Annotated in this window: 10 protein-coding genes; all 10 read left to right on the forward strand. The window is 49.4% G+C overall.

Going from position 1 to position 12,071, the window contains the following annotated elements:
- Nucleotides 1–20: 20 nt before the first annotated feature.
- Nucleotides 21–560 carry a TRAP transporter small permease gene (locus IC803_RS07025; RefSeq protein ID WP_190304296.1) on the forward strand — a complete coding sequence of 180 codons (540 nt, stop codon included), beginning with the start codon at nt 21–23 and terminating at the stop codon, nt 558–560.
- Nucleotides 561–1,844 (forward strand): TRAP transporter large permease subunit, encoded by a 1,284-nt coding sequence (locus IC803_RS07030; protein WP_190304281.1) that lies wholly within the window; start codon nt 561–563, stop codon nt 1,842–1,844.
- 37 nt (nt 1,845–1,881) lie between these two features.
- On the forward strand, nt 1,882–2,940 hold the full coding sequence (locus IC803_RS07035) for a TRAP transporter substrate-binding protein (RefSeq protein WP_081208899.1): 1,059 nt from the start codon (nt 1,882–1,884) through the stop codon (nt 2,938–2,940).
- A gap of 117 nt (nt 2,941–3,057) precedes the next feature.
- Nucleotides 3,058–4,338, forward strand: a complete 1,281-nt coding sequence (locus IC803_RS07040) for a nickel pincer cofactor-dependent isomerase, group 22 (RefSeq protein ID WP_081208897.1) — start codon at nt 3,058–3,060, stop codon at nt 4,336–4,338.
- Nucleotides 4,338–6,539, forward strand: a complete 2,202-nt coding sequence (locus tag IC803_RS07045) for a dihydroxy-acid dehydratase domain-containing protein (RefSeq protein ID WP_081208895.1) — start codon at nt 4,338–4,340, stop codon at nt 6,537–6,539. Before IC803_RS07040 ends, IC803_RS07045 begins: the two co-directional genes overlap by 1 nt.
- 110 nt (nt 6,540–6,649) lie before the next feature.
- Nucleotides 6,650–7,426: an IclR family transcriptional regulator gene (locus tag IC803_RS07050; RefSeq protein ID WP_081208893.1), complete on the forward strand. Its 777-nt coding sequence runs from the start codon at nt 6,650–6,652 to the stop codon at nt 7,424–7,426.
- A gap of 74 nt (nt 7,427–7,500) precedes the next feature.
- Nucleotides 7,501–8,400: a fumarylacetoacetate hydrolase family protein gene (locus IC803_RS07055; RefSeq protein WP_081208891.1), complete on the forward strand. Its 900-nt coding sequence runs from the start codon at nt 7,501–7,503 to the stop codon at nt 8,398–8,400.
- A gap of 20 nt (nt 8,401–8,420) precedes the next feature.
- The gene (gene gucD, locus IC803_RS07060) at nt 8,421–9,887 is read left to right on the forward strand and encodes an alpha-ketoglutaric semialdehyde dehydrogenase GucD (protein ID WP_081208889.1); all 1,467 of its coding nucleotides are present in this window, start codon (nt 8,421–8,423) and stop codon (nt 9,885–9,887) included.
- A 257-nt stretch (nt 9,888–10,144) separates the two neighbouring features.
- Nucleotides 10,145–11,044 (forward strand): dihydrodipicolinate synthase family protein, encoded by a 900-nt coding sequence (locus IC803_RS07065; protein ID WP_081208887.1) that lies wholly within the window; start codon nt 10,145–10,147, stop codon nt 11,042–11,044.
- Nucleotides 11,045–11,110: 66 nt separating this feature from the next.
- Complete coding sequence (locus tag IC803_RS07070; protein ID WP_081208885.1) at nt 11,111–12,064, forward strand: U32 family peptidase; 954 nt, start codon at nt 11,111–11,113, stop codon at nt 12,062–12,064.
- Nucleotides 12,065–12,071: the final 7 nt, after the last annotated feature.

Genomic DNA, 12,071 nt, shown 5'->3' on the forward strand with positions numbered 1-12,071 from the left:
ATACAACTTTGAATGTACTGATGGCGGCAACGCTTGCCCTCATGTGTATTTTAGTATTCGGCAACGTCGTGTTGCGCTATGGATTTAACTCCGGCATTACGTGGTCGGAAGAAATGTCTCGCTTCCTCTTTATTTGGATGTCGTTTTTCGGGGCCATTGGCGCCCTGAAGGACAACGACCATTTAGGCGTCGATACGCTGCTTAGGAAACTGCCGCCCCGCGCCAAGCAGATGGTTTTTGTTATCAGCAACGTCATTGTGCTTTACGTGCTCTACCTGCTTCTTGATGGGAGCTGGAAAATTACGCTTAGCAGCATCGGAAGCCGGGCCCCGGCGACTGGGCTGCCGATGGCGTTTATTTATGGAACCGGGCTTGTTGTGAGCATCGGCATGGGCATCATTGTCTTGTTTCATATCTATCAAGCTCTCTTTCGTCCGGGTGCGATTGATGAGCTGACGAAAATGAAAGAGTCGGAAGAAGAGCTCATCGCCGTTGCTCACAGTGAAGAAACAGAGGCGCCGCAGGAACGGAAACAGGGCGTCGTCGGAGGTGAGAGGTAGATGGCGTTGGTGGTGTTTGTCGGATCGCTGCTTGGTGTGATGGCGCTTGGGATGCCGATCGCGTTCGCGCTGCTTGTGAGCGGGGTCGCTCTCATGTTTTACTTAAATATTTTTGATACGCAAATCATCGCGCAAAATTTAATCAGCGGGGCGGACAGCTTTCCATTGATGGCCATTCCGTTCTTTATTCTCGCTGGGGAGCTGATGAACGCCGGGGGCATTTCAAGGCGGATCATCCGCTTTGCCTTGGCGCTTGTCGGCCACATCCGCGGCGGGCTGGGGTATGTCGCCATTATCGCCAGCATTTTGTTTGCCGGCCTGTCTGGTTCAGCGGTGGCTGATACAGCGGCGCTCGGGGCGATTCTCATCCCGATGATGGTCAAAGCTGGATACAACCGCAACCGTTCGACGGGTCTCATTGCCGCAGGCGGCATCATTGCTCCGATCATTCCGCCGAGCATTCCGATGATTCTTTTCGGGGTCACAAGCGGGGTGTCGATCACGAAACTGTTTATGGCCGGCATCGTTCCGGGCATTTTGCTTGGAATCACGTTGGCGGTTTGCTGGTGGTGGGTGACTCGAAAAGATCAAGTGGACGTCCTTCCACGCCAGTCGGCGAAAGACATTTGGCGGGCGACCCGCGAGGCGTTTTGGGCGCTGTTGTTGCCAGCGATTATTGTCGGTGGGCTGCGCGGAGGAGTGTTTACGCCGACGGAGGCCGCGGTGGTGGCCGCGTTTTACGCCTTGTTTGTCGGTTTGTGCATTTACCGCGAACTAAAAGTCCGCGATTTGTTCCACGTGCTCGTGGCGGCGTCGAAAACGACGAGTGTCGTCATGTTTTTGGTGGCGGCGGCCATGGTGTCCGCATGGTTGATCACTGTCGCCAACATTCCGGCCATTGTCACGGATGTGCTGGCGCCGTTTATAGATCATCCGTTGATGCTTTTGTTGGCCATTAATGCATTGGTGCTGTTGGTCGGGACGGCGATGGATTTGACGCCGACGGTGCTCATCTTGACTCCGGTGTTAATGCCCATTATTGAAAAAGCAGGGATCGATCCGGTGTACTTCGGGGTGCTGTTTATTCTAAACAACTGCATCGGGCTGCTCACCCCGCCGGTCGGCACGGTGCTAAACGTCGCTTGCGGAGTCGGGAAAATCGGGATGGAAGACATCATGAAAGGGATTTGGCCGTTCTTATTGGCGGAAGTGTTGGTTTTGTTGCTGCTGATTTTGTTTCCGTCCCTTGTCACCGTGCCGCTTGGGTGGTTTGTGGGCAATTGATAAACGTCACTTATAACTAGAAGGGGTTGTGAAATCGATGAAAAAGAGGATTGTACTCAGAAAGATGATGGCTGGCTGTGTGGCTATAGGCTTGCTTTTCCTAACTGCCTGCAGCCCGGAAACGACCCAGGGGGGAGATGCAGCTAAAGGCGAGGCGAAGGGGATTCAGCAACGGGTGATTAAAGCAGGCATTGGCTTAAACGAAGATCACCCTCAGGGACAAGGGTTGCTTAAATTCAAAGAAATTGTGGAAGAAAAAAGCGGCGGAAAAATGAAAGTCCAAACGTACTTTAGTGCCACTTTGGGCGATGATTTAAAAATGACCGAAGCGCTTCAAGCCGGCACGCAAGAAATTACGATTCCTTCGACTTCGCCGCTCGTTGGGATGATTAAGGAATTTGGCATTTTCGATTTTCCGTTTCTCTTTAATACGGCCGAAGAAGCGGATGCCATTTTAGACGGGCCGATAGGCAAAAAACTGTTGGAGAAGCTGCCGAAACACGGGCTGATAGGGCTTGGCTATTGGGAAAACGGATTTCGTCATGTAACGAATAACAAACGTGCCATCGAGACAGCGGATGACTTTAAAGGACTGAAATTACGGACGATGCAAAACGAAGTGCATATTGATGCATTTAAAGCGCTTGGCGCCAATCCGACGCCAATGCCTTTCTCGGAAGTGTTCACCGCACTGGAAAGCCATACGATTGATGGCCAAGAAAATCCGTTGGCGACGATTAAGTCGAACAAGTTTTACGAAGTGCAAAAACATTTAAGCTTGACCAAACATGTTTATACCCCGTTTGTGTTCCTTGTCAGCAAGAAGTTCTGGGATACGCTGTCACCTGAAGAACAAAAGATTTTGCAAGATGCTGCGATCGAAGCCGGGAAATATCAACGGCAGCTGAGCCGTGAAGAGGATCAAAAGGCATTGGATGAGTTGAAGAAGACCGGCGTGAAAATTAATGAAGTCAGCGATCAAGAACGCCAAAAAATGGCTGAGATCATTCGACCTGTCGTTGAAAAATATGCGAAAGAATTCGGCGAAGATCTTGTAAACGAACTATATAGTGAGTTGGATAAAATCCGTCAGTGAAAAACAGTGAAGCCGGTGGTTGTTTGACTGGGAGGGGGCAATGGGCCGCATCCGCCCTCTTCCTTCCTAAATGCACCGGAGGTTAAGTGATCAATGGGGAAATCGAGGGAAGAACAGATGAAAATGATGAATGAGATGCTCAAAAATATTCCCATTCCGAAAATGGTAAAGGTAAGGCAAAACTTTTACGCCCCGGAAATTCCTGATGTCCCTGAGGCGGTCCATCAAAGCATCAACCAGGCTGGCGTTCTCGGGCGAATTTCCCCTGGCGACCACGTTGCCATCGCTGTCGGGAGCCGCGGCATCGCCGACATAGCAATGATTGTCCGGGAAGTCGTAAGTGCAGTAAAGCGAGCAGGCGGCAACCCGTTTATCGTACCGGCAATGGGAAGCCATGGCGGAGCGACGGCGGAAGGACAGAAAGAAGTGTTGGCTCATTTGGGGGTGACAGAAGAGTTTGTCAAGGCACCGATTCGTTCTAGCATGGATGTCGTTGAAGTCGGGAGGCTGGAAAACGGACTGCCGGTCTACATAGACAAATTGGCCTATGAGGCAGATAAAATTATCGTCGTTAATCGAGTAAAGCCTCATACGGCGTTTCGCGGACCGGTTGAAAGCGGATTGATGAAAATGATTACGATCGGCCTCGGAAAACAAAAAGGAGCGGAAGCGGCTCATCAGTACAGTTTCAAATACATGGCCCGTCATGTGGTGGACATGGCGAAAATTGTGATTGAACGGGCACCGATTATTTTTGGCGTCGCAGTGTTAGAGAATGCGTATGACCGTCCTGCCAAAATAGTAACGGTGCCAGCCGAGCAGTTTGAAACGGCAGAGCCTGAACTGCTCATTGAGGCAAAGTCGCTCATGCCGAGAATTATGTTTAACCCGATTGATGTGCTTGTCGTCGATGAAATCGGAAAGGATATTTCCGGGGATGGAATGGATCCAAACATTACGGGTCGGTATGCGACCCCTTATGCAAGCGGCGGTCCGGATGTTGCACGGATCGTCGTGTTAGGGCTGTCGGAAAAAACAGATGGCAATGCCAATGGAATTGGCTTAGCCGATATAACAACGAAAAAAGTAAAAGAACAAATTATCTGGGAAAAAGGGTATGCAAATGCTCTGACAAGCACTGTCGTCTCTGTCGTTAAACTGCCTATGTTTTTAGAAACAGAAGAGCTGGCGGTGAAAGCGGCGATTAAAACATGCAATGCTTTTGATATCAAAAAAGTAAGAATGGTCAGAATCAAAAATACGTTGGCGCTTAGGGAGATTTGGATTTCCGAAAGTCTTTTAGATGAGGCGCACCAAACGGAGGGGATTGAGATTTTATCAGCGCCAATGGAGATGGATTTTTCAAGTGAAATAACATGGGGTGAGGGGGATTCGTAATGCCGGCGGTTGTTTATCCACGTATTGAAAGCCAGGTCAACCCATATCGCGATAATGTCCAAGGGAAGGCCAATGAGCCGATATGTGTAGCTGGGTTGCTCGATCGTTCAAAACAAATTTTAAGTTCCGAGTTAAAAGGGGTGCAGCCAGACTGGACGTTAGAGGAAATCTACGATCGGCTGCACCATAACGCTCCCCGGATTGCGATTATAGGGGGATCGCCGGATCATCCTGCGCATATCATGGATTTTCAAACGATTGCCCGGGCAGCCATTCGGATTTGGCAAAACGGGGGAGTGCCGTTTCAGTTTTCGACACCGGTCATGTGCGACGGAACGGCGCAGAGCAACCAAGGAATGAGCTACTCGCTGCAAAGCCGCAATGCGGTGGCGCAAATGATCGTGAACCAGCTGGAAGCTCACAGCTACCACGGCGCTTTTGTCATTCAAGGGTGCGACAAGCAGCCGCTCGGTGTGGTCAGCGCTTTGGCGCATCTTGACCGTGTTCGCCGCGAGCGGGGAGAGGCGCCTTTCTTCGCCACCTTTGCGCCGGCGCATGTATTAAAAGGTGGAACCATTCCTCCCAAGCTGTATGCCGAACTGGAGGAAGTCGCCCATCGGGCGGAGTTAGCCGGAGAAGGAGACATCGCATACGATTTGCGGGATGCACTGTCATATATTTTGCAATGTTCTTCTAACACGGCGTTTCAAGGGGTGCTTGAGCGGGCGAGAGGAAAAGGAATCATTACAAAAGAGCAGCACGAAGACTATGAAAAACGGTTGGCCGTAGCGACATGCGACAGCCAAGGCGGCGTTTGCGCCTTTAACGGAACCGGCAACAGCTCTCGTCATTTGATTGCCGGATTAGGCTTGATTCACCCTGCTTTGGAACTGTTGGCGGCCCCGCCGACACAAGAACAGATTAACGCGGCCCTCGACAGTCTAGCTCATGTAATGAATGACCCAGTGTATGGAGTGGCCAATATTATGGCAGCCAACATTAAAAACGCGATTCGCATTCATAGCGCCACCGGCGGATCAACGAACATTATGATGCATATTGTTGCGGCTATGCTTTATGGGGGATATCGGTTCGATTTGTGGGAGTACGACAACATCCACCATGAAGTGCCGGTTCCTGATTTGTTTGACTACAGTTTAACCGAAGGAAGAGATATTTTCGCGCTCGCGATTCAATGTTGCAGCGGGAAAATAAGGGGAATGGAAACCGTATTTCATGAATTAATGAGCAATGGGGTGCCGATGGATATCGATGCCCCAACCGTCACCGGGACGACTTGGCGGGAAAGACTGGCCGCCAACCAAGCGCAGTTGTCAGCGGGGAACGTCGAAAACAACCCAATCATTTTGTCCAAACCGAGACGGCCGTTCAGCGGCGTCGACGTTCTATCGGGGAACTTTTTTGAAAGTGCGGTCGTGAAAATCAGCGGCATGTCGACAAAACAAATCGATGAATTTGATAAGAAAATTGCTTTTGTCCTATATTACGAAAACGAGGACGAGGCCAATGAAGGATTGCTTGATGTTCACTTGCTTGAGAAGTTGAAACGGAGTCGTTGTTTCCATCACCAAAGCTTGATCGCTGCATTGAAGCATAACACCCCGCACTTGTTTGAGGAATGGAACCACCGTGAATATGATGACTTATTTGATGCCATGGCGAAAGAAGGGGCGTTGAAAATTGCAGTGGTCATCGCTGGCCAAGGACCGGAAGCGTTCGGCATGCCAGAAATGTTCACCCCGATGCAGCATATTAATGCGAACCGCCAGTTAAAACGAATCGCAACGCTGATCAGCGACGGACGTTATTCCGGTGTCACATACGGGGCAGCCATCGGGCATATGACTCCTGAAGCCATTCGCGGTGGAGGGATTCTGTACTTAAAAACAGGAGATCTTCTATATATTGGCCTTCGCGAGCGGAAAATCGAATTCGTCAATGAAGGGGCGTTCCAACATGGGAAACTAGTTTTCGAGTTTGAAAGGGTAAAACAGGAGAGAGCGGAAATCGCCAACCAACGCATAGCCAACATGCGTCAACGTCAACGGCGCATTGCGGCAAGCAACCGGCTAATCGGGCATACGGACGCTGCCCATGGGGTTGTCCCGCTCCATATTGCCGAAGAGGCGGTATATGATTACAAAAAGGATATCATTCTTCCGACAGTGAAAAAATCGTAATGGGTGGACCGAAGTAATTCGTGCTTTTCACCCTCCCGTATTATAATAGAACTAAAGCGAATCTCCTAATTGCATCATCCGTAGAACTTCTAGAAAAGAGGGTGAAAGCATTGCCATTGATTCAAGCAGTCGACCGTGCTCTCCGTATTTTAGATTTGTTTGATGAGTATGAGACAGAACTCAAAATTACCGATATTAGCGAACGCATGGGACTTCATAAAAGCACGGTGCATTCGTTGTTGAAAACGCTGCAGCACCACCATTATATTGAGCAAAATCCGGAGAACGGAAAATATCGGTTAGGAATGAAGCTGTTTGAGAGAGGAAACTTAGTCATTCGCCATCTCGATATCCGCTCCGTTTCCAAGAAATATTTAATTGACATTTCGATCAAAACAGGGAGCACAGTTCATCTTGTTATTTTAGATGGGAAAGAAGGCATTTATATCGATAAGGTAGAGGGAACGTCTGGGACGGTTTTGTACTCAAGAATCGGAAGGAGAGTTCCTATTCACAGCAGTGCGGTAGGGAAGGTGTTAGTTGCTTTCAAAAGTGATAAGGAACTTAAAGAACTTTTGAACGGCTATGTTTATAAACGCCATACCGCTAATACAATTACTAGTGAAGAGGAATTCCTGAAGGAACTCGAGCGAGTGCGGAGCAGCGGCTATGCTTTGGACAGAGAGGAAAATGAACCGGGAATCATTTGTGCCGCTGTTCCGATTCGTGATCATTCGGGGAATGTTATTGCAGCGATCAGCATATCCCAGCCCTCTGCTAAAGTGAATGACACCGTGCTAAACGAGGAAATTCATTTGCTGCAAAGCGCAGCGGAACAAATCTCGACAGAAATGGGATACGTCCAACAAGGCCATTTGTCGGTGTAATACGGCCGTTTCTTTCTGACAAAATGATAAAACAGAGTTTTTTAATATAAAACAACTAATCGGGGGAGAGACTTATGAGAGTGATTCGCTATGTAGAAGATTCACGTGTTGTATTGGCTGCGGTGACGGATGACAACGCCGTGCATCTACTTCCGTTTACGGATTTCATCGATGTGGTCCGCGAGGCCAAACATCACCAAATGTCTACTTTTCGCTACATCCAAACATTCATTAGTGGGAAACAAGGGATTGAAAAAGAGATGGCCGAGCTGAATCTGCTCGTTCCAATTGTCGCCCCTGAGGTATGGGCTTCGGGAGTCACCTATGAAAAAAGCCGTGAGGCAAGGAACTATGAAACGTCCGAAAAAATAGCTGGTCAAGAGACGTGTTACGATCGGGTATACAATGCGGAAAGGCCGGAGATCTTTTTTAAGTCCACCGCGGCCCGAACGGTCGGCCCGAACGACCCCATTTATTTGCGGAGCGATTCGAACTGGCAAATTCCTGAGCCTGAGTTAGGGCTGGTGATGACAAGGGAAGGCGAAATTGTCGGGTATACGATCGGAAACGACATGAGCTGCCGGGACATCGAGGGGGAAAACCCGCTGTATTTGCCGCAGGCGAAAATATGGAAACATTCATGCGCCATTGGACCTGCCATCCGCCTTGCGGAGACGGTGGAAGATCCGTACAACTTGTCAATCATTTGCCGCATCTATCGCAATGATCAGCTCGTTGTGGAAGAAAGCGCCAATACAAGACAATTGAAACGAAGATACGATGAGTTAGTCTCTTTCTTGACTCGCGACAATGAAGTGTTTGACGGAACTGTCTTGTTAACGGGAACATGCATTGTTCCGCCTAACCAGTTCACCCTGCAAGATGGGGATCGAATTGAAATTGAGATCCCTAGTATTGGGGTGTTGTCCAATCCGGTCAAATCGTTGGCCCAGCAAGCGATTGTTAATAAATGAAAGAGAAGGAGTGGGGGAAGATGACAGTGCAAACGGAAATCAAAACGTATTTGAACTACATTAACGGCAAGTGGGTCAGTTCAGCGAGCAACAACGTAGAACCGAGCATCAATCCGGCGAATCGGCATGACATCGTCGGATATGTTCAACGTTCGACGCTGGAAGATGTCAACGAGGCGGTGGCCGCAGCGAAGCAGGCGCAACCATCATGGTGGAAACGGTCCGGCGTCGAGAGAGGAGAGTATTTGTATAAAGCGGCTCAAATTTTAGAACAACGCCTTCAGGATATTGCCGAAACGATGACAAGGGAAATGGGGAAAACGCTCGCGGAAGCGAAAGCGGAGACGATGAGAGGCGTCCATATACTGCGTTACTATGCGGGGGAAGGGGCGCGAAAAATCGGTGATGTGATCCCGTCGAGCGACAGCGAGGGGCTCCTGTTTACGACCCGCGTTCCACTCGGAGTCGTTGGGGTCATTTCGCCGTGGAATTTCCCCGTGGCGATTCCGATCTGGAAAATGGCGCCGGCGCTTGTGTATGGAAATACCGTCGTGCTCAAACCGGCCAGCGAAACGGCGGTGACAGCGGCGAAAGTGATCGAATGCTTCCATGAGGCCGGTTTCCCAGAAGGAGTCGTCAATATGGTGTGTGGTTCCGGATCGGTCATTGGCCAAGGGATCGCGAACCACCCGGATGTTGATGGCGTCACCTTTACCGGCTCGAACACGGTTGGGAAGCAAGTGGGGAGAGCGGCATTTGAACGCGGGGCCAAATACCAGCTCGAGATGGGCGGAAAGAACCCGGTCATTGTGGCCAAAGACGCCGATTTGGAACTGGCGGTCGAGGGAACGATCAGCGGCGGTTTGCGTTCGACGGGACAAAAATGTACAGCGACGAGCCGCGTCTTTATTGAGCGGGAAGTGTATGAGGCGTTTAAAGAAAAACTTCTCGAGCGGGTGAAACAGCTGAAAATTGGAAACGGACTGGACGCTGAAACATGGATGGGGCCGTGCGCGAGCAAATCGCAATTCAATACGGTTTTGTCCTATATTGAAAAAGGGAAGGCAGAAGGAGCCAAGCTCATTTACGGTGGAAACCGATGCCTCGAAGGAGAACTGGCCAACGGCTTTTATGTCGAGCCAACGATTTTTGAAGACGTCGATATCCAAATGACGATTGCCCGCGAAGAAATCTTCGGCCCTGTGCTGGCGTTGATTCAAGTGGACAGCATTGAAGAGGCCATTCAGCTTGCGAATGATACGGAGTACGGATTGAGCGCCTCGATTTATACGAAGAATATTGGGAATGTTTTGGAATTCATAAAAGACATTGAGGCAGGGTTGATCAAAGTGAACGCAGAAACGGCAGGAGTTGAGTTTCAAGCGCCGTTTGGCGGAATGAAGCAATCGAGCTCCCATTCACGGGAACAAGGGCAGGCGGCCATCGAGTTTTTCACATCGATTAAAACGGTATTTGTCAAAGCATAATCACTGAAAAAGCTTCCTAAAGCAGTGAAACGCAACATATTTTTTCGGTTTACTTTCCACGTTCTGCTTCCAATGGTGCCTAGGTGTCCTGTCATTACGGGACACCTTCCACCTCATTTTTATAATTGGAAGGAAATGTAAATTAGGGCGGATATAAATTAAAAGGGGTTAGGCTTTTTTATGTGACGCTTGACCTAAAGAGTATACAGCTCCGGAAGCATGAACGAAATGTTGGGAATACGAAAGGGTGAGCAAAAATGACATGCAAATTTAAAGGCGTTATTCCGCCCGTCGTCACCTTATTCAGTGAAGACGGAGATTTTGATTGGGAAGCCAACTACTTTCTTGCCGATCACTTGGTCCAACAGGGGGTTCATGGGCTGCTCTATATGGGGAGTACAGGAGAATTTTCCTCCTTGACAACTGAGGAGAGAAAAGTTTTTACCGAGAGAATGGTGCGATACATAGACGGGCGTGTTCCGGTTTTGATTGGTACAGGCTCGGCTTCATTAAAGGAAACGATATATTTATCGCAACATGCCGAATCAATCGGAGCGAGCGGGGTGCTCGTCGTCAATCCGTTTTATTGGAAATATACAGAGCGCCAACTGTATGACTACTATGCGAGCGTGGCGAAGAGTATTCACATCCCTTTGCTGATTTATAATATCCCTCTACTAACCGGGCAAGACTTGTCCCCTGATCTTGTGTTAAGGCTGGCGGTGGATCACGAGAATATCGTAGGGGTTAAAGACACAACAGAGAAGTTAGGGCATATTCGGCAATTGATCCGCATCAAGGAACAAAGAGAGGATTTTGCAGTGTTTGCGGCTTTCGATGATCTTCTTCTTCCATCCCTGCAAATGGGGGCTGCCGGCGCGATCAACGGCACAGCGGTTTTTCTGCCTGAGCTGTCGGTTCAACTATTTGAAAGTTTTCACGCCCGGCAATATGACGAGGCGTTAAAGGCAAATGAATCGATCTTGCGGCTTATGGACATTTACGAGCTTTCCCAACCGCTATATCTTGCCATAAAAGAAGCAGTTCACCAGCTTATTCTACGCCGGCATACAGCGTTGCGGCCGCCTGTGAGGGAATGCGACGGGTTGAAAGAGCGCGTCCGAATGTTTCTGAATAAAAATAATATTCATTCATAAAAAGTAGAAAATTAAGGAACAACCTTGTTTTTCCCGAAAAATAGAAAATGAAAGGGTGGCAAAAACATGTTCATGAAAGAAACACGAGAGTTTCTCGAGTCGCTAGGCTATCCGGCGGGGGATTGTTATGATCTCCCCACTTCTTCCAAACGGTTTCCCGACGGAGCGCAATACCGGGTGGAAATTCCGAGTGTGGAAGGTCCGCGGGCGTTGCAGGCCGTCCTTGAAGAGGCAGACCGTCTAGGGGTCACGATTCACCGGGTGTCGCAAGGAAGCGGAATCATGCTGCTGACGGATGAGGAGATTCGTGACATGTGTGAGATGTGTGCTAGCCGCGGGATGGAACTCAGCCTGTTCGTCGGTCCGAGAGGTACGTGGGATATTAGTGCACTGCCGTTCACTCCCTCTGGAAAAGCGGCCGGGCTTAGACATGAAGGAATGGATCAGTTAGTCTATGCGATTGAAGATTTGAAACGGGCGGTGAAATTAGGGGTAAGAGGGGCGTTGGTGGCGGATGAAGGACTGCTGCTTCTGACAAAGGAAATGAAACAAAGGGGAATCCTGCCGCAAAACTTTGTCGTCAAAGTGTCGGTGCAAATGATGGCTTCCAACCCTGTATCGATCAAGCTGATGGAGCAGTTAGGGGCCGATACGTACAATGTTCCAACCGCTTTAACTTTGCCGAAGCTGGCGGCGATCCGTCAAGCAGTTGATCTGCCGCTCGATATGTACGTTGAAGTGCCTGACGGATTCGGAGGATTCATCAGACATTATGAAATTCCAGAAATCATCCGCATTTTAGCGCCCGTTTATATTAAATTCGGTTTACGCAACCACCCAGATGTCTACCCATCTGGAAGACACTTGGAATCCGTAAACATTGAGCTATGCCGGGAAAGAGTTCGGCGGGCGGCACTAGGCATGCGGATGATTGAACAGTATTACCCCGAAGCCGTCACATCCAAATTAGGTGCTGAAGGCTTGGGTGTTCCGGCAACGTTGAAAAGCGCCGGGATTTAAACGAAGG

The organism is Geobacillus sp. 46C-IIa (assembly GCF_014679505.1).
In the GTDB taxonomy this organism is placed as follows: Bacteria; Bacillota; Bacilli; order Bacillales; family Anoxybacillaceae; genus Geobacillus.

What these genes read in the sequence shown, in the direction of transcription:
- IC803_RS07025 (WP_190304296.1), top strand. Translation starts at nt 21, where the DNA reads ATGGCGGCAACGCTTGCCCTCATGTGTATTTTAGTATTCGGCAACGTC.
- IC803_RS07030 (WP_190304281.1), top strand. Translation starts at nt 561, where the DNA reads ATGGCGTTGGTGGTGTTTGTCGGATCGCTGCTTGGTGTGATGGCGCTT.
- IC803_RS07040 (WP_081208897.1), top strand. Translation starts at nt 3,058, where the DNA reads ATGAAAATGATGAATGAGATGCTCAAAAATATTCCCATTCCGAAAATG.
- IC803_RS07055 (WP_081208891.1), top strand. Translation starts at nt 7,501, where the DNA reads ATGAGAGTGATTCGCTATGTAGAAGATTCACGTGTTGTATTGGCTGCG.
- IC803_RS07035 (WP_081208899.1), top strand. Translation starts at nt 1,882, where the DNA reads ATGAAAAAGAGGATTGTACTCAGAAAGATGATGGCTGGCTGTGTGGCT.
- gucD (WP_081208889.1), top strand. Translation starts at nt 8,421, where the DNA reads ATGACAGTGCAAACGGAAATCAAAACGTATTTGAACTACATTAACGGC.
- IC803_RS07045 (WP_081208895.1), top strand. Translation starts at nt 4,338, where the DNA reads ATGCCGGCGGTTGTTTATCCACGTATTGAAAGCCAGGTCAACCCATAT.
- IC803_RS07065 (WP_081208887.1), top strand. Translation starts at nt 10,145, where the DNA reads ATGACATGCAAATTTAAAGGCGTTATTCCGCCCGTCGTCACCTTATTC.
- IC803_RS07070 (WP_081208885.1), top strand. Translation starts at nt 11,111, where the DNA reads ATGTTCATGAAAGAAACACGAGAGTTTCTCGAGTCGCTAGGCTATCCG.